The following is a 17,071-nucleotide window of genomic DNA, read 5'->3' as shown; positions in this document are numbered from 1 at the left end:
ATGAGAATGAATCATGGCGAGCAAGGCATCCATGGCCCGTCCGGGGTCAAGCAGCGACGTTCAGCTACTAGATTACATCAGGACGACATCGAACTGGTCCTGTGCATACAAGGGTTCTGCCTGAAATGTGATGGGCCGCCCAATAAACTCTTCCAGTTCCGCCACGCTCATGCTCTCGTCCTCGACCATGAGGTCCACCACCGGGCGTGACGCGATCACCAGCATCTGCTCCGCCTCGAACTGGCGCGCTTCCCGCATCAGCTCCCGGAAGATTTCGTAGCAGACGGTCTCGGGGGTTTTCATGAAGCCGCGGCCATCGCAACTTGGACACGGCGCACACAGGATATGTTCCAGGGATTCGCGGGTGCGTTTGCGGGTCATCTCCACCAGACCCAGGGCGGAGACACCGCTGATCTGGGTCTTGGCGTGGTCCTTTTCCAGACTCTTCTCCAGTGCCCGCAGCACCTGGCGCTTGTGCTCCTCGTCCTGCATGTCGATGAAGTCGAGGATGATGATGCCGCCCAGGTTGCGCAGGCGCACCTGACGGGCAATGGCCTGGGCGGCCTCGAGGTTGGTCTTGAAGATGGTTTCTTCGAGGTTGCGCCTACCCACGTAGGCGCCGGTGTTGACGTCGATGGTGGTCATGGCCTCGGTCTGGTCGATCATCAGATAACCGCCGGACTTCAGCTCCACCTTGCGCGACAGGGCACGCTGGATCTCCTCCTCGACACCGTAGAAGTCGAACAGCGGGCGCTCCCCGGGATAGGCTTCGAGCCGGGCGTTCATTTCGGGGAAGAACTGCTCGCAGAACGCTTGGACCTTCTGGAAGTTCTCGCGGGAGTCGATGCGGATGCGCTCCACCTCGCTGCTCATGATGTCGCGCAGGGAGCGCAGCACCAGCGGCAGGTCCTCGTGAATGCACTGCCCCGCCCTGGCTTCGCGGGCGCGCGCGGCCACGTTCTCCCAGAGTTTGCAGAGGAAGCGGCGGTCCGCCTCCAGCGCGCTTTCCGGCGCCTGCTCTGCGGCCGTACGGATGATGTAGCCACCGGTATCGCCCTCGTCCAGGAAGCGCTGGCCGATCTGGCGGAGCCGTTCGCGCTCCGCGGCGTCCTCGATCCGCCCGGACACCCCCAGGTTGCGGCTGCGGGGCAAAAGCACCAGGTTCCGTGAGGGGATGGTCAGATGGGTGGTCAGCCGGGCGCCCTTGGTACCCATGGGATCCTTGATCACCTGAACGATGATCTCCTGACCGTCATGGAGCAGCTGCTGGATGTCCGGCACCGGCCGACGCAGGCGGGTCTCGCCGGTTTCACTGTCCGGCGCCACGGCGACGTCGGAGGCGTGCAGGAACGCTGTGCGTTCCAGGCCCACTTCCACGAACGCCGCCTGCATGCCGGGGAGGACGCGCTGGACGCGCCCCTTGTAGATGTTGCCCACCAGACCGCGCCGCCGCGTGCGCTCCACGGAGACTTCCTGTAGAACGCCATTCTCCACCACCGCCACACGGGTTTCCTGTGGCGTGCAGTTCATCAGAATTTCCTGGCTCATTACCAGTGCCGGCGGTAGTCGATATCGAACTCGTCCAGCAGATCCGCCGTCTCGAACAGCGGCAGCCCCATGACGCCGGAGTAGCTGCCCTCCAGGTACTCCGCGAACACGCCGCCGCGGCCCTGGATCGCGTAGGCACCCGCCTTGCCCTCGGGTTCGCCGGACGCCCAGTAGCGATCGATATCCGCGGGCGTCAGCTCACGGAACTGCACGCGATTGACGCTGAGCCGGGTTGCTTCGCGGTCGTCCACCAGCGCAACCCCGGTGAGGACCCGGTGTTCGTTGCCGGAGAGCATCTCCAGCATGGCGACCGCCTCGTCGCGGGTGCCCGGTTTGCCGAGGACCTGGTCGTCCATGACGACCACGGTGTCCGCACCCAGCACCGGCAACGGCTGGCTCCCCTCCACCTGGGCCCAGCCGGCCCGGGCCTTCTCCAGGGCGAGGCGGATGACGAAGACCTCCGCGCTTTCTTCCGGGTCGAAGGTCTCGTCCACGGCCACATCCAGTGGCGTGAAAGGCAGCCCCATCTGCTGCAGCAGCTCCCGGCGGCGCGCTGACCGCGACGCCAGGTAGATTTCGGACGATGTCTCGGACGCCATGTTGTACCTCGAAAGCTGCTCGGTGATCGGTTCTGGTGGCCGTTCCGGTGATCGGCCCTAACGGTGGTACGGATGTCCAGTGATCAGCGTCCAGGCGCGGTAGAGCTGTTCGGCCACGAGGACCCGTACCAGCATGTGCGGCAACGTCAGCGGCGAGAGGGACCAGCGCTGGTCGGCCGCGTTCAGGCAGCCGTCATCCAGGCCGTCCGGCCCGCCGATCAGCAGGGCCACGTCGCGGCCGTCCTGCAGCCACTCGCGCATGGCCTCTGCCAACGCCTCCGTGTCGATGCGCCGCCCGCCACCATCCAGTGCGATGACACGGGCGCCTTTCGGCACGGCCTGCAGCAGTCGCTGCCCTTCCACTTCGCGCGCCCTCGCCGGGTTCGCGCCCTTGCCGCGATCGCCCGACGCCAGCTCCCGCAGATCCAGCCGCAGTTCGCGGGGCATGCGCCCGGCATACTCCTGGTAACCCTGGGCCACCCAGCGGGGCATCTTCTGCCCCACGGCCGTTACCTGAACCCGCACCGACTCAGGCCCGGGAGCTGTCGGCGGACGGCGCGTCCGAATCCGCGTCGTCGATGCCCCAGATCCGCTCCAGGCGGTAGAGTTCCCGGGTATTGGCGCCCATGACGTGGACGACCACATCGCCCAGGTCCACGAGCACCCACTCGGCGCTGTCCTCGCCTTCGACCCCGAGCGCGCGCACGCCCTGCTCGCGGGCGTCCGCCACCACGCGGTCGGCAATGGCCTTGACGTGCCGCCCGGAATTCCCGGACGCCACCACCATGATGTCGGTGATACCGGTCTTGCCGCGCACATCCAGCACAACGGGATCCACGGCCTTCATGTCCTCAAGGGAGGCTAGCACCACATCCCTCAGTGCTGCCCAGTCCAGTGCTTCGACATGATCCACTGCGCTGATGATCCACCTCCACGACGGCAAGGCTGCCGCCGACTTGCTCTCCACTCAGCCGGCGTATCCACCGGCCCCGTACAGGGTATTGTCCCGTATATAGTCCCACACCGCATCCGGCAACAGATAGCGCCCTGAACGTCCGGCGGCCAGACGGGCGCGGATGTCGGTGGCGGAGACCGCCATGGGTGTGACGTCCTGGAACAGCACGCGCCCGGCGGGCTCGTCCCGCAGCGCGGCCCAGTCCGCCGTCTCCCGGCCATGCAGCCAGTCGGTGAGAGGCCCCGACAGTTTCAGGGGGTGATCGGGGCGCTGCATCACCACGATGTGTGCGTACACCGCCAGCTCCTGCCAGCGATCCCAGCGCGGCAGGCTGACGAAGCTGTCGCTGCCGAGGAGCAGGCAGAGGTGGTCGCCGGGAAAATCCCGACGCAGTGTCTGCAGGGTATCCACCGTGTAGGAGGGGCCGTCACGCCGGAGCTCCCGGTCATCCACCCGGAAGCGCAGCTCCCCGCGGGCGGCAAGCTCCAGCATCGCCAGCCGCTGCGCGGCGGTGACCTCGGGATCGCCGCGGTGGGGTGGCACGTGGCAGGGAACGAGGTGGAGCTGCTCCAGCGCGCCGGCCTCGACGATATCCAGCGCGACACGGAGGTGGGCGTTGTGCACCGGATCAAAGGTGCCGCCGAACATGCCGCGCAGCGGCCGGGGCGTGGCCTTCACCCGCCACACCTCCGGCGCCGGCCGGGCCGCTCAGCCGCGCACATGCCCGTCCCCCAGGACAATCCATTTCTGCGAGGTCAGACCTTCCAGCCCGACCGGGCCGCGGGCGTGCAGCTTGTCGGTGCTGATGCCGATTTCGGCCCCCAGACCGTACTCGAAGCCGTCCGCGAAGCGGGTGGAGGCGTTGACCATGACCGAGCTGGAGTCCACCTCGCGCAGGAAACGCTGGGCGCGGCTCCAGTCCTGGGTCACGATGGACTCGGTATGCCCGGAGCTCCATGCGTTGATGTGCTCCATGGCGGCGTCCAGGTCGGCAACGACCCGCACGGCCAGCACCGGGGCCAGGTACTCTGCCCCCCAGTCCTCGTCTGTGGCCGCCGTCATGGCCGGCACGAGCCCCCGACTGACCTCGCAACCACGCAGCTCCACCGCGGCCTCCGTGAACCGCTCGGCCAGCGGCGGCAGCACCTGCGCCGCAATGCCCTCAGCCACGAGCAGCGTCTCCATGGTGTTGCAGGTGCCGTAACGCTGGGTCTTGGCGTTGAACGCCACCGCCACAGCCTTGTCGAGATCGGCCGCCTCGTCGATGTAGACGTGGCAGACGCCGTCCAGATGCTTGATCACCGGAACGCTGGCATCGCGGCTGATCCGCTCGATCAGCCCCTTGCCGCCGCGCGGAACGATGACGTCCACCTCGCCGGTCATGGTGATCAGGTGGCCCACGGCCTCGCGGTCGGTGGTGTTGACGACCTGTACCGCGTCCTTCGGCAGACCGGCCGCCTCGAGCCCGGCGCGGATGCACTCGGCGATGGCGCGGTTGGAGTGGATGGCTTCGGAGCCGCCGCGCAGGATCGTGGCATTGCCGGACTTCAGGCAAAGCCCGGCTGCATCGGCCGTGACGTTCGGGCGCGACTCGTAGATGATGCCGATTACGCCCAGGGGCACGCGCATCTTGCCGACCTGAATCCCGGAGGGGCGACTGCGCAGGTCGTCGATGGCGCCCACCGGGTCGGGCAGCGCAGCGATCTGGCGCAGGCCATCGGCCATGCCGGCGATGCGCTCCGGGGTCAGTTCCAGGCGGTCCAGCAGGGCGGCGTCCAGCCCCCGCTCCCGGCCCGCGGCCATGTCCCTGGCATTCTCTTCCACCAGCTGCGCCGCGCGGGCATCGATGGTGTCGGCCATGGCGGTCAGCGCCTGGTTCTTGGCGTCGCTCCCGGCCCGCGCCATGGCCCGGCCGGCTGCACGGGCCTGCTGGCCGAGTTCCGCCATGTAGGCCTGGATGTTCTGCACGCTTTCAGCTGTTGCGCTCATGGTTGCTCGCCCTGTTGTCGTCTCCCGCCGGCCCCGGCTTCAGGCGCGCGCCGGCTGGGGGCGCCGCCGCTTCCCGTAGCCGCCGGCAATGGCAATACTCAATTGTAACAATTCATCCCAGATGCGGCCCGGTGCCACGCCCTTGATGACCCGGTCCGCCCGGGCGCAGCGCATCAGCAGCGCCTGCCAGCGTCGCGGGCCGCCGCGCTGGGCGGCACGCTGCAGCTGGTTCTTGCGCGGGCCGAAGGCACCGTTTTTCTTCAGGACCTGCTCGGCCTGGCCCGGGGCCCCCTGGAGCTGACAGACCAGCCGGACCTCCCGGGACAGCGCCCACAACACCAGCGTCGGCTCCACCCCCTCTTCGCGCAGGCCACCGACGATGCGGGCACACCGGGCCACCTCGCCCTGGAGCGCCGCGGCGGTGAGATCGAAGACATCGAAACGGGCGCTGTCGGCGACGGCCTGGCGCACGGCGTCGGCGTCCAGCTCGCCCTTGGGGACCAGCAGCCGGAGCTTTTCGATCTCCTGCACCGCGGCCAGCAGGTTGCCTTCACTGCGCTCGGCGAGCAGCTGCACAGCCTCGCGGGTGGGTTGCAGGCCGGCCTGACGGAGCCGCTGCTCCAGCCAGCCGGGGAGCTGGCGCTGCTCCAGCGGCCAGACCTGGACCACCGCGCCGGCGGTGTCGATGGCGTTCACCCAGGCGGCCTTGCGCGTGCCTGCATCCAGCCGGGGCGCGGAGATCATGAGCACCGTGTCCTCAGGCGCACGGGCGCAGTAGTCACTGAGCGCACGCGCCCCCGCCTGACCAGGCTTGCCGGTGGGCATGCGCAGTTCGATGATGCGGCGATCGCCAAACAGGGACAGGTTGTCCGCGGCGGCCGCCAGGCGCTGCCAGTCGAACCCCGCTTCCACCTCGAGCACCTCCCGCTCCGTGTGCCCGGCCTGCCGGGCTGCGACGCGCACCGCGTCCATGGCCTCGCCGACCAGCAACGGCTCATCGCCGGTGATCAGCCAGACCAGCGGCAGGCTGCGTTCCAGGGTATCGGCGACCTGCTCAGGCTTCAGACGCATCTCATTCGCCCAGGGTTGCCTGCACGCGCTCGGTCAGCAGAAAGGCGACGTCGCGGCGCAACTCTTCCAGCAGCGCCTCCTCGCGCTCTGAACTGCCGAGCACGGCAGCGCGGTCAAAACGGTATTCACGGATCTGCTCGAAGGTGTCCGGACCGGCAAGAGTCTCGCCATCGCCGTCGCGGATGGACCAGCGCACCCGATAGCGCAGTTCGTACTCTTCCGTGTCGCCTCCGGCCGCAACACTGAGCTGCTGCCGGTCACGGCTTTCGCTTTCGATGACCAGCCGCGGGCCGTCGCCACTGTTGCGCACATCCGCACCGGCGGCCGCCAGCGTGCGGCGAAGCTCCCGGATCAGCTCGCCCTGCCCGATCTGACTGTCCACCACCACGGACACGCCTTCCAGGGATGCCGTGCCCGGCGCGGAGCCACGGAGATGCCAGCCGCACCCGGCCAGCGCCAGGATGAGCATCACGATCAGGATGCGCCGCAGGCTACGCATGGAACCTCCGCGATTGAGGGTCAGTTGGCGACGACGTTCACCAGTTTACCCGGGACAACGATCACCTTGCGCACCGTCTTGTCGCTGATGAAACGCTGCACGTTGGGCTCGTCCAGAGCGGCGGTCTCGATGGCATCGCGCTCAGCGTCTGCCGGCACCTGGATGTTGCCCCGCAGCTTGCCATTGACCTGCACCACGATCTCCAGCGTGTCCTGGGTGAGCGCATCCGCGTCCACCTGCGGCCAGGCGGCATCCACCACTGCATCGTCGTGGCCCAGCGCCTGCCAGAGCCGGTGACAGATGTGCGGCACGATGGGCGCGAGGATCAGCACCGACGCCTCCAGCCCCTCCTGCATCACGGCGCGGCCCTGCTCGCTGTCATCGTCGATGGCCTTGTAGAGGGTGTTCACCAGCTCCATGACCCCGGCGATACCGGTGTTGAAGGTGAAACGGCGGCCGATGTCCTCGCTGGCCTTGCGGATGGTCTCGTGCACCTTGCGCCGGGTATCCCGCTGCGCGTCGGTGAGGCCGGCCACATCCAGCGCCGGGGCCGCCCCCTGGGCGGTGTGATTGCGCACCAGATGCCACAGGCGCTTGAGAAAGCGGTAGCCGCCCTCCACACCGGAATCGGACCATTCCAGAGACTGCTCCGGCGGTGCCGCAAACATGGCGAACAGTCGCACGGTATCGGCGCCATAACGCTCTACCAGGGCCTGCGGGTCCACGGTGTTGCCCTTGGACTTCGACATCTTGGCGCCGTCCTTCAGCACCATGCCCTGCGTCAGCAGGTTGGTGAAGGGCTCGTCGGCGATGGTCAGCCCTTCGTCGCGCATCACCTTCTGGTAGAAACGCGCATAGAGCAGATGCAGGATGGCGTGCTCGATGCCACCGATGTACTGATCCACCGGCAGCCAGTAGCCGGCGCGGTCATCCAGCATGGCACCGTCGTTGTCCGCGCAGGCGAAGCGGGCGAAGTACCAGGACGACTCCATGAAGGTATCGAAGGTGTCGGTTTCACGCTCCGCCGCGCCGCCGCACTGCGGGCAGGTAGTGCGGTACCACTCGGGCATCTGCTTGAGCGGCGAGCCGGCACCGTCGAACTGCACGTCCTCCGGCAGCTCCACTGGGAGCTGGTCGTCCGGCACCGGTACCTGGCCGCAGGTGGGGCAATTGATGATGGGGATGGGCGCGCCCCAGTAGCGCTGGCGCGAGACGCCCCAGTCGCGCAGGCGGTAGTTGGTCTGGCGCTCACCAATGCCGCGCTGCTGCAGCCAGCCGGCGATGGCCTCGAACGCCTCATCGGAGGTCATGCCGGTGTAATCCCCGGAGTTGACCAGCACGCCCTTGTCGGTGAACGCCTCGGCGCTCACGTCCGGCTCGCCGCCGTCGGCCGGTGCAATCACCGGGCGGATGGGCAGGCCGTACTTGGTGGCGAACTCCCAGTCACGCTGGTCATGGGCGGGCACGGCCATGATGGCCCCCGACCCATAGGTCATGAGCACGAAGTTGGCGATCCACACGGGGATCTCTTCGCCGGTGAGCGGGTGAACAGCGCGCAGGCCGGTATCCAGCCCCTTCTTCTCCATGGTGGCGACGGTGGCCTCGGCGACGCCGGCCTTGTTGCACTCCTCCACAAAGGCGGCGATCTCCGGGTTGCTCTCCGCCAGCTCGCGGGTAAGCGGGTGCTCCGGAGCAAGCCCCATGTAGCTCACGCCGAACAGCGTATCCGGCCGGGTTGTGTAGACGCTCAGGGTCTCCTCGCGGCCGTGGATGGCAAACGCCAGCTCCACGCCCTCGGAGCGGCCGATCCAGTTGCGCTGCATGGCGCGCACCTGCTCCGGCCAGCCGGGCATGTCATCCAACGCGTCCAGCAGCTCGTCCGCGTAGTCGGTGATGCGCAGGAACCACTGCGGGATCTCGCGACGCTCCACGGTGGCACCGGAGCGCCAGCCCTTGCCGTCCACTACCTGTTCGTTGGCGAGCACGGTCTGGTCCACCGGGTCCCAGTTCACCGTGGCCACGGCACGGTAGGCGAGCCCCGTGCGATACAGACGCGTGAACAGCCACTGCTCCCACTTGTAGTAGGACGGGTCACAGGTGGCGAACTCTCGCGACCAGTCATAGCCGAAGCCGAGCTGCTTGAGCTGCCCACGCATGGCAGCGATGTTCTCCCGCGTCCACTGCGCCGGCGGCACGTTGTTCTGCATGGCGGCGTTCTCCGCAGGCAGGCCGAAGGCGTCCCAGCCCATGGGCTGGAGCACATTGCGCCCCTGCATGCGCTGGTAGCGGGTCATGACGTCGCCGATGGTGTAGTTGCGCACATGCCCCATGTGCAGCTTGCCGCTGGGGTACGGGAACATGGAGAGGCAGTAGAAGGTCTCGCGCCCCGGCTCCTCGGTGACCTGGAACGTCCGGTTTTCGTCCCAGAAACGCTGCGCGTCGGCTTCGATGATCTCCGGCTTGTAGGCGTCGTCCATACTCATGTTGTGGCTCGTGGTCTTCGGCTTGATCGCGGGGAAAGGCGGAAGTATACGGCAATCGGGGTGCAACTGCCGATGCCCGGGGCCGACGGCACTTGTGACAGCGGCCACGGCCCTGCAATCTAGGAGGCAGAGACTCACACGCAGGAGACCGGCATGACGGACAACAGGCAGCCGCAGGACAAACGCCAGCTCGAGGGCTATGAGAAGATGCTTCAGCGCGTGACGGATGCGCTCGAGCAGGCCGGTGAGGACGCCCGGCCCCGGCTGCGCCAGGCCCTGGAGCACGCCCGCCGCAAGGCGGTGGAGTTCGGTGAACTCTCGGCCGAGGAAGCGGAGCGCATCAGCGACTACCTAAAGCGCGACGTGGAAGACGCCGCGAGCTTTCTTACCCGCGACGACAAGAGCGACGACCTGCGCGACTGGTTCCGCATGGACATGCAGCTGATCGGCTCCTGGCTGTACGACCGCTTCAGCACCATCGCCGACAGCACCCGACTCGAGTGGATCGAGCTCAACCGCCAGTGGCAGGCGGAGGCCCGCTACCACACCGGAGAAATAACCAGCCCCGGGGAGCTGCGTTGCCTGAGCTGTGGCAAGACCATGCACTTCGAGAAAGCCGGACACATCCCCCCGTGCCCGGGCTGCAAGTCCACCGAGTTCGAGCGGGTCACGGCGTGACCCGCCCGAGCTGATCGGTCTTCCCGATCACTTCGCCGCGGTCAGGGCCTGATCGATATCGTCGATGATGTCGTCGATATGCTCCAACCCCACTGACAGCCGCACCATGTCGCGGGTCACACCCGCCCGCTCCAGCTCGTCGTCGTTCAGCTGCCGGTGGGTGGTGGTGGCCGGATGACAGGCCAGGGACTTGGCGTCACCGATGTTCACCAGCCGGGTGATGAGCTGCAGGGCATCGATGAACTTCGCCCCCGCCTCGGCTCCGCCCTTGACCCCGAAGCTGAGGATGCCGGCCGCACGCCCGTTCATGTACTTCTGCGCCAGACGGTGATCCGGACTGCTCTCCAGGCCGGCGTACTTCACCCAGGTGACCTGATCCTGCGCCTCCAGGTGCTGCGCCACCTTCAGGCCGTTCTCGCAGTGGCGATCCATGCGCAAGGGCAGCGTTTCGATGCCCTGGAGAATCTGGAACGCGTTCATGGGCGACAGCGCCGAACCGGTGTTCCGCAGCGGCCCCACCCGGGCACGGCCGATGTATGCCGCCGGCCCCAGCGCCTCGGTGTAAACGACACCGTGGTAGGACGGGTCCGGTTCATTCAGCATGCTGAACTTCTTCGGGTAATCCGCCCAGGGGAAGTTGCCGGAGTCCACGATGACGCCGGCCACGGTGGTGCCATGCCCGCCCATGTACTTCGTGAGCGAATGGATGACGATATCCGCGCCCTGCTCGATGGGCCGCCACAGGTAGGGGCTCGGCACAGTGTTGTCCACCATGAGCGGCACGCCCCGCTCGTGGGCCAGCGCGGCCAGGCGCTCCACGTCCACGACGTTGCCCGACGGGTTGCCCACGCTCTCGCAGAAGACGGCCCTGGTCCGGTCGTCGATCTGTGCGGCCATGCCGTCCAGGTCGTCATGGGAGACGAACCGCACCTCCACGCCACGGCGCGGCAGCGCGTGGGCGAAGAAGTTGTAGGTGCCGCCGTAGAGTTGGCTGGTGGTGACGATGTTGTCCCCGACCTCGGTGATGGTCTCGATGGCGTAGGTGATGGCCGCCATGCCCGAGCTCACCGCCAAACCGGCGATGCCGCCTTCCATTTCGGCCACGCGCTGCTCCAGCACGGCGTTGGTGGGGTTCATGATACGGGTGTAGATGTTTCCTTCCACCTTGAGGTCGAAGAGGTCGGCACCGTGCTGTGTATCGTCGAACGCGTACGACGTGGTCTGGTAGATGGGTACGGCCACCGCCTTCGTGGTGGGATCCGGGGAATAACCAGAGTGAATGGCCTGTGTTTCCAGTTTCATGTCGCCTCCTGGGCTGCGCGCACCAACCACGTCCCGGCCGCGTCATGCGCCGGTTCCGAAGTGGATTGGATCGGGTTATCGTGTAGGCGTTCAGAATCCATCCTGTTCGTTCATCCCGCAACCCCGAGGCCAAGGAGCCGGGCATGAGTTTTCCGCTACCCGCTGCGCTGACCACGGCCAGCGGCGACATCCGCCGTCTCGGTGTGGAACTGGAGTTCGCCGGCCTCGACCTGGAAACCATCTCCGCCAAGGTCGCCGCGCTCTACGGCGGCGACATCGTGCGCGACAGCCGTTTCTCGCACCGGATCACCGGCACCCGCTGGGGCACCTTCACCACCGAGATCGATACGGCGCTGCTCAAGGACGGCAGCTACCTGCAACTGCTTGAGGGTCTCGGCTTCAATCTCGACGAGCCCCTGCACCGGGACCGGGTCGACGACCTGCTGGCCCGGGTCGCTGGCACCGTCGTGCCCCACGAGATCGTCACGCCACCGATACCGTTCCCAGAGGTGCACGAACTGGAAGCCCTGCGCGTTGCGCTGCAGGACAGCGACGCCCGCGGCACGCGCGCATCCGTGTTCTACGCATTCGGCCTGCACCTGAACCCCGAAGCGGCATCGCTGGAGACGGACCACCTGACGGCGATTCTGCGGGCCTTCTTCCTGCTGTACGACTGGCTGCATGTTCAGGGGGAGATCGACTGGAGCCGCCGGATCACGCCGTACATCAACGAATTCCCCCACCCCTACCGGCGGCTGGTGCTCGACCCCGGCTACACGCCGGACCTGGAGCAACTGGTTGACGATTACCTCACCTACAACGCTACCCGCAACCGGGTCCTGGACATGTTGCCGCTGTTCCGCCACCTGCTCGGTGACAGGGCCGTTCGCGGTGTGCCTGACGCCGCCCTTGTCAAACCGAGACCGGCCTTCCACTACCGGCTCCCCAACTGCCGGGTGGACGAGAAGCAGTGGACCCTGGCCGCCGAGTGGAACGGCTGGGTCATGGTGGAGTGGCTGGCCGCGCGCCCCGAACGCATGGCACGCATGAGCGTCGCCTACCTCAAACGCCGCCCGCCGAGTATCGCCCGGGTCGATCAGGACTGGGCGCAGCAGACAGCGGGCTGGCTGACGGAATGAAGCCAGTTGTTGGTGTAACAGGCCCCAACCGGGGCGGCACTGCCGCCTGGCTATGTACGCGTTTCGCGGTGTGGATGGCCGGAGGTCGTGCCGTGCGCATTACGCCTGCCCATCCCATGGCCGTGGAGGCGGTGGATGCGGTGATCATCGGCGGCGGCGCCGACGTGGACCCGAGCCTGTACGGCGAGGAACCAGCCACGCCTTCGATGCGTAGCCTGCGTCACAGCAGCCGCAGTCTGCCGCGCTTTCTGGCCACCCTGGCCCTGTTCCCGCTGTTCTGGCTGCTGCGACGCCTGCTCAGCACCAAGACCGCCATGGGCGGCGACACCGACCGTGACGACCTGGAAACCCGCCTGCTCAAGGGCGCTTTGGACCGCGGGCTGCCCGTGCTCGGCATCTGCCGCGGGGCGCAACTGCTGAACGTGGTCTGCGGTGGCACGCTCTACCAGGACCTGCGGGCCTACTACAGTGAGACGCCCAACCTCTGGACCATCTGGCCGCAGAAGGCCGTGCGCATCCGCCCCCATAGCCAACTGGCGAAAGCCCTGGGACGGACCTACTGTCACGTGAACTCTCTCCACCGACAGGCCATCCGCAGCCCGGCCGACTCGCTCCTGCCCGTGGCCCACGAGGACAACGGCATCACGCAGGCCATCGAACACCCCGACGCCCCCTTCATGCTGGGCGTGCAGTGGCATCCGGAATATCTTCCGCAGAAACGCGAACAGCGGGCACTTTTCCGTCATCTGGTCGTCTGCGCGGAACACGGCGGGGCGGAATCCAATAATTCTCAACAAAACTATGAATAGAATTCAATAACCGCCAGAACCGCCCCACGGCGCCCTCCCCGAGCCCTTCAACCCCCGTATGGCGGGGCTTTCGCGACCCACCCTCTCGTTACTCCGAAGTCTCACGTTATAATGCCCGGCTGAGATGAGTTTCCATCGCAACCACTTGAGACCGAATGACTACCCAAATCGATAAGCTCAAACAGGCGATCAACGAACGAATTCTGTTCCTGGATTGCGGCATGGGGACGAGCATTCAGCAGTATCCCCTGACCGAGGAAGACTTCCGCGGCGAGCGGTTCAAGGACCGCCCCGGTGACCTCCAGGGCAACAACGACCTCCTGTCGCTCACGCGCCCGGACATCATCCGCGAGATCCACGCGGACAACCTCGCCGCCGGCGCCGACATCGTCGAGACCAACACCTTCAGCTCCACCACCATCGCCCAGGCCGACTACCACCTGGAAGACCTGGTCCATGAGCTGAACGTGGAATCCGCGCGCCTGGCCCGCGAGGCCTGCGACGCCGCGGAAGCCGAGAACCCCGGCTGGCCCCGGTTCGTGGCGGGCGCTCTGGGGCCGACCAACCGCACCGGCTCCATTTCGCCGGACGTGAACAACCCCGGCTACCGCAACGTCACCTTCGACGAGCTGTGCACCGCCTACCTGGAAGCCGGGCGTGGCCTGGTCGAGGGTGGTGCGGACATGATCCTCATCGAGACCATCTTCGACACGCTCAATGCCAAGGCGGCGGTGTACGCCACCGAACTGCTGTTCGAGGAACTCGGCTACCGCCTGCCAGTGATGATCTCCGGGACCATCACCGACGCCTCCGGCCGCACCCTCTCCGGCCAGACCACCGAGGCGTTCTGGAACTCCGTGCGCCACGCCAACCCGTTCACGGTGGGACTGAACTGCGCGCTAGGCGCCGAGCAGATGCGCCCGTTCGTGGAAGAGATCTCCCGAGTGGCGGACACCTACGTCGCCATCTACCCGAACGCCGGTCTGCCCAACGAATTCGGCGAATACGACCAGTCCCCGGAAGAGATGGCGAAGTATGTGAAGGACTTCGCCGAGAGCGGTTTCGTCAACATCATCGGCGGCTGCTGCGGCACCACGCCGGAGCACATCAAGGCGCTGCGCGAGGCCACCCAGGATCTGCCGCCGCGCAAGGTGCCGGAAGTCGAGCGCGCCATGCGCCTGTCCGGGCTGGAACCGTTCAACGCCGGCGCCGACGCCTCGTTCATCAACATCGGCGAGCGCACCAACGTCACCGGCTCGGCGCGCTTCAAGCGGCTGATCAAGGAAGGCGACTACGACACCGCCCTGGAAGTGGCCAAGGACCAGGTCGACGGCGGCGCGCAGATCATCGACGTCAACATGGACGAGGGCATGATCGACGCCGTCCAGGCCATGGAAGACTTCCTCAAGCTGGTGGCTGCGGAGCCGGACATCGCCCGGGTGCCGCTGATGATCGACGCCTCCAACTGGGAGGTGCTGGAAGCCGGTCTGAAGTGCACCCAGGGCAAGCCGGTGGTGAACTCCATCTCCCTGAAGGAAGGCGAAGAGCCGTTCCTGGAACAGGCCGAGAAGCTCAAGCACTACGGCGCTGCCGTGGTGGTCATGGCCTTTGACGAGGAAGGCCAGGCGGACACCCTGGATCGCCGCATCGAGATCTGCAAGCGCGCCTACGACCTGCTGGTGGAAAAGGCCGAGTTCCCGGCCGAAGACATCATCTTCGACCCGAACTGCTTCCCGGTGGCCACCGGCATCCCGGAGCACAACAACTACGGTATCGACTTCATCGAGGCCACCCGCTGGATCAAGGAGAACCTGCCCCACGCCAAGGTTTCCTGTGGGCTGTCGAACCTGTCGTTCTCGTTCCGCGGCAACAATGCCGTGCGCGAGGCCATGCACTCGGCCTTCCTGTACCACGCCATCAAGGCGGGGCTGGACATGGCGATCGTCAACGCCGGGCAGATCGAGGTCTACGACGACATCGACAAGGAACTGCTCGAGCACGTCGAGGACGTCATCCTCAACCGCCGCGAAGACGCCACCGAGCGCCTGCTGGACCTGGCCGAGAGCTACAAGAACCAGGGCGGCAAGAAGAAGGAAGAGGACCTGTCCTGGCGCGAGCAGCCCGTGGAAAAACGGCTGGAACACGCGCTGGTCAAGGGCATCGTCGACTACGTCGAGGATGACACCGAAGAGGCCCGCCAGGCCTATGACCGTCCCATCGAGGTGATCGAAGGGCCGCTCATGGACGGCATGAACGTGGTGGGCGACCTGTTCGGCGACGGCAAGATGTTCCTGCCGCAGGTGGTGAAGTCCGCCCGCGTCATGAAAAAGGCCGTGGCGGTGCTGCTGCCCTACATTGAGGCCGAGAAGAAGGAAGGCGACAAGCCCGCCGCGCACATTCTCATGGCCACGGTGAAGGGCGACGTCCACGACATCGGCAAGAACATCGTCGGTGTCGTGCTCCAGTGCAACAACTTCAAGGTCACCGACATCGGCGTCATGCAGCCGGCGGAAGTGATCCTGGACACCGCCGAGAAGGAAGACGTGGACATCATCGGCCTCTCCGGCCTGATCACGCCGTCGCTGGAGCAGATGGTGCATGTGGCCAAGGAGATGGAGCGGCGCAAGATGACGCAGCCCCTGCTCATCGGCGGCGCCACCACCTCGCGCGTGCATACAGCGGTGAAGATCGATCCGCAGTACTCCAACGAGGTCATCTACGTGAAAGACGCCTCGCGGGGCGTGGGCGTGGCCTCCAACCTGCTCAGCGAAACCCGGCGCAAGGAGTTCGTGGGCAAGCTCAAGGAAGAGTACGACAAGGTCCGGGAACAGCACGCCGCACGGCAGAAGAAGCAGAAGTGGATCTCCATCGACAAGGCGCGGGAGAACCGTACGCCGGTGGACTGGGACGCCTTTGAACCGGTGGCGCCCAAGCAGCTCGGGGTGCAGGTCCTGGACGACTACCCGCTGGAAGAGCTGACGAAGTACATCGACTGGACGCCGTTCTTCAAGAGCTGGGAACTGGCCGGCAGCTATCCCAAGATCCTCGAGGACGAGGTAGTGGGCGAGCACGCCCGCAAACTCTTCGAGGACGCAAAGGCGATGCTGGAGCAGATGGTCAACGAGAAGTGGGTCACCGCGCGCGCCGTGTTCGGCCTGTGGCCGGCCAACGCCGTGGGCGACGACACCGTGCTGTACACGGACGACTCGCGCACCGAGGAACTGGCCACCCTGCACCACCTGCGTCAGCAGAACGAAAAGCCCGAAGGCCGACCCAACCAGGCGCTGTCCGACTACGTGGCGCCGAAGGAGAGCGGCAAGACGGACTACATGGGCGCGTTCGCCTGCACCGCGGGCATCGGCATCGACGAGCACATCAAGCGCTTCGAGGCCGACCATGACGACTACAACAGCATCATGGTCAAGGCCCTGGCCGACCGCCTCGCCGAGGCCTTTGCCGAGCATCTGCACGAGCGGGTGCGCAAGGAGTACTGGGGCTACCAACCGGACGAGGAGCTGGCCAACGAGGACCTCATCAAGGAGAAGTACGCCGGTATCCGCCCGGCCGCCGGCTACCCGGCCTGCCCGGACCACACCGAGAAGGACCTGCTGTGGGAACTGCTGGAGCCGGAGCAGCGTATCGGCCTGGAGCTGACCGAGAGCAAGGCCATGGTGCCCACCGCGGCCGTCAGCGGCATCTACATCGGCCACCCCGAGGCACGCTACTTCGGCCTGGGCAACATCTACCAGGATCAGGTGGAGGACTACGCCAAGCGCAAGGGCATGTCCAAGCGCGAGATGGAAAGCTGGCTGGCGCCGAACCTGGGGTACGAGGCGGACGACTGAGTCCGGTGGCCGAGGTGGCAGGTGTTGGTGGTGGACCTGAAGGTCCACCCTTGTACCTTTATCCTTGTGGTCAGGGAGACCACACCCTGATGCCGGGCGAGCAGGAGTCCACCCGAAGGGCAATTGACCCTGTGCAGTAGATTCAGGCCCCCGG

The 17,071-nt window shown here is 66.4% G+C and carries 14 protein-coding genes; 4 read left to right on the top strand and 10 right to left on the bottom strand.

Translation table 11 applies throughout. From position 1 onward, the window contains the following. Positions 1-72 precede the first annotated feature (72 nt). The 9 genes from rng to leuS form a co-directional block, all read right to left on the bottom strand. Complete coding sequence (gene rng / locus ACNSTU_RS12980; RefSeq protein ID WP_290637789.1) at positions 73-1,548, bottom strand: ribonuclease G; 1,476 nt, start codon at positions 1,546-1,548, stop codon at positions 73-75. After that, the gene (locus ACNSTU_RS12975; RefSeq protein ID WP_290633397.1) at positions 1,548-2,147 is read right to left on the bottom strand and encodes a Maf family protein; all 600 of its coding nucleotides are present in this window, start codon (positions 2,145-2,147) and stop codon (positions 1,548-1,550) included. Before ACNSTU_RS12975 ends, rng begins: the two co-directional genes overlap by 1 nt. Before the next feature lie 57 nt (positions 2,148-2,204). Next, complete coding sequence (gene rlmH / locus ACNSTU_RS12970) at positions 2,205-2,672, bottom strand: 23S rRNA (pseudouridine(1915)-N(3))-methyltransferase RlmH (RefSeq protein WP_290633399.1); 468 nt, start codon at positions 2,670-2,672, stop codon at positions 2,205-2,207. Between the two features lie 4 nt (positions 2,673-2,676). Further along, complete coding sequence (gene rsfS / locus ACNSTU_RS12965) at positions 2,677-2,994, bottom strand: ribosome silencing factor (RefSeq protein WP_290633437.1); 318 nt, start codon at positions 2,992-2,994, stop codon at positions 2,677-2,679. A gap of 120 nt (positions 2,995-3,114) precedes the next feature. After that, complete coding sequence (gene nadD, locus ACNSTU_RS12960; protein WP_418212474.1) at positions 3,115-3,750, bottom strand: nicotinate-nucleotide adenylyltransferase; 636 nt, start codon at positions 3,748-3,750, stop codon at positions 3,115-3,117. A 60-nt stretch (positions 3,751-3,810) separates the two neighbouring features. Further along, positions 3,811-5,091, bottom strand: a complete 1,281-nt coding sequence (locus ACNSTU_RS12955) for a glutamate-5-semialdehyde dehydrogenase (protein ID WP_290633401.1) — start codon at positions 5,089-5,091, stop codon at positions 3,811-3,813. A 39-nt stretch (positions 5,092-5,130) separates the two neighbouring features. Next, a complete protein-coding gene (gene holA / locus ACNSTU_RS12950; RefSeq protein WP_290633403.1) occupies positions 5,131-6,162 on the bottom strand; it encodes a DNA polymerase III subunit delta in 1,032 nt (343 codons plus the stop codon). A 1-nt stretch (position 6,163) separates the two neighbouring features. Further along, a complete protein-coding gene (lptE, locus tag ACNSTU_RS12945; protein WP_290633404.1) occupies positions 6,164-6,661 on the bottom strand; it encodes an LPS assembly lipoprotein LptE in 498 nt (165 codons plus the stop codon). A gap of 20 nt (positions 6,662-6,681) precedes the next feature. Beyond that, a complete protein-coding gene (leuS, locus tag ACNSTU_RS12940) occupies positions 6,682-9,138 on the bottom strand; it encodes a leucine--tRNA ligase (protein ID WP_418212473.1) in 2,457 nt (818 codons plus the stop codon). A 159-nt stretch (positions 9,139-9,297) separates the two neighbouring features. On the opposite strand from leuS, the gene ACNSTU_RS12935 reads away from it, so the two are divergent. Then, positions 9,298-9,822 carry a zinc ribbon-containing protein gene (locus ACNSTU_RS12935; protein ID WP_290633406.1) on the top strand — a complete coding sequence of 175 codons (525 nt, stop codon included), beginning with the start codon at positions 9,298-9,300 and terminating at the stop codon, positions 9,820-9,822. A gap of 27 nt (positions 9,823-9,849) precedes the next feature. On the opposite strand, the gene ACNSTU_RS12930 is transcribed toward ACNSTU_RS12935, so the two are convergent. After that, positions 9,850-11,124 carry an O-acetylhomoserine aminocarboxypropyltransferase/cysteine synthase family protein gene (locus ACNSTU_RS12930; protein WP_290633408.1) on the bottom strand — a complete coding sequence of 425 codons (1,275 nt, stop codon included), beginning with the start codon at positions 11,122-11,124 and terminating at the stop codon, positions 9,850-9,852. 143 nt (positions 11,125-11,267) lie between these two features. On the opposite strand from ACNSTU_RS12930, the gene ACNSTU_RS12925 reads away from it, so the two are divergent. The 3 genes from ACNSTU_RS12925 (at position 11,268) to metH (ending at position 16,917) form a co-directional block, all read left to right on the top strand. Next, entirely contained in the window at positions 11,268-12,263 is a 996-nt protein-coding gene (locus ACNSTU_RS12925) for an amidoligase family protein (RefSeq protein WP_290633410.1), read from the top strand. Continuing rightward, the gene (locus ACNSTU_RS12920; RefSeq protein ID WP_290637791.1) at positions 12,260-13,072 is read left to right on the top strand and encodes a gamma-glutamyl-gamma-aminobutyrate hydrolase family protein; all 813 of its coding nucleotides are present in this window, start codon (positions 12,260-12,262) and stop codon (positions 13,070-13,072) included. The genes ACNSTU_RS12925 and ACNSTU_RS12920 overlap by 4 nt, the downstream gene beginning before the upstream one ends. A 155-nt stretch (positions 13,073-13,227) precedes the next feature. Next, a complete protein-coding gene (gene metH / locus ACNSTU_RS12915; RefSeq protein ID WP_290633414.1) occupies positions 13,228-16,917 on the top strand; it encodes a methionine synthase in 3,690 nt (1,229 codons plus the stop codon). The last annotated feature ends 154 nt before the right edge of the window (positions 16,918-17,071 follow it).

This window comes from Aquisalimonas sp. APHAB1-3, assembly GCF_048323695.1.
Classification (GTDB): Bacteria; Pseudomonadota; Gammaproteobacteria; order Nitrococcales; family Aquisalimonadaceae; genus Aquisalimonas.
Note: the sequence above shows the minus strand (reverse complement) of the source record. Positions and strands in the feature narration are given on the sequence as shown.

What these genes read in the sequence shown, in the direction of transcription:
- ACNSTU_RS12935 (WP_290633406.1), top strand. Translation starts at nt 9,298, where the DNA reads ATGACGGACAACAGGCAGCCGCAGGACAAACGCCAGCTCGAGGGCTAT.
- metH (WP_290633414.1), top strand. Translation starts at nt 13,228, where the DNA reads ATGACTACCCAAATCGATAAGCTCAAACAGGCGATCAACGAACGAATT.
- ACNSTU_RS12930 (WP_290633408.1), bottom strand. Translation starts at nt 11,124, where the DNA reads ATGAAACTGGAAACACAGGCCATTCACTCTGGTTATTCCCCGGATCCC.
- leuS (WP_418212473.1), bottom strand. Translation starts at nt 9,138, where the DNA reads ATGGACGACGCCTACAAGCCGGAGATCATCGAAGCCGACGCGCAGCGT.
- ACNSTU_RS12925 (WP_290633410.1), top strand. Translation starts at nt 11,268, where the DNA reads ATGAGTTTTCCGCTACCCGCTGCGCTGACCACGGCCAGCGGCGACATC.
- ACNSTU_RS12920 (WP_290637791.1), top strand. Translation starts at nt 12,260, where the DNA reads ATGAAGCCAGTTGTTGGTGTAACAGGCCCCAACCGGGGCGGCACTGCC.
- ACNSTU_RS12975 (WP_290633397.1), bottom strand. Translation starts at nt 2,147, where the DNA reads ATGGCGTCCGAGACATCGTCCGAAATCTACCTGGCGTCGCGGTCAGCG.
- nadD (WP_418212474.1), bottom strand. Translation starts at nt 3,750, where the DNA reads ATGTTCGGCGGCACCTTTGATCCGGTGCACAACGCCCACCTCCGTGTC.
- rsfS (WP_290633437.1), bottom strand. Translation starts at nt 2,994, where the DNA reads ATGAAGGCCGTGGATCCCGTTGTGCTGGATGTGCGCGGCAAGACCGGT.
- ACNSTU_RS12955 (WP_290633401.1), bottom strand. Translation starts at nt 5,091, where the DNA reads ATGAGCGCAACAGCTGAAAGCGTGCAGAACATCCAGGCCTACATGGCG.
- lptE (WP_290633404.1), bottom strand. Translation starts at nt 6,661, where the DNA reads ATGCGTAGCCTGCGGCGCATCCTGATCGTGATGCTCATCCTGGCGCTG.
- rng (WP_290637789.1), bottom strand. Translation starts at nt 1,548, where the DNA reads ATGAGCCAGGAAATTCTGATGAACTGCACGCCACAGGAAACCCGTGTG.
- holA (WP_290633403.1), bottom strand. Translation starts at nt 6,162, where the DNA reads ATGCGTCTGAAGCCTGAGCAGGTCGCCGATACCCTGGAACGCAGCCTG.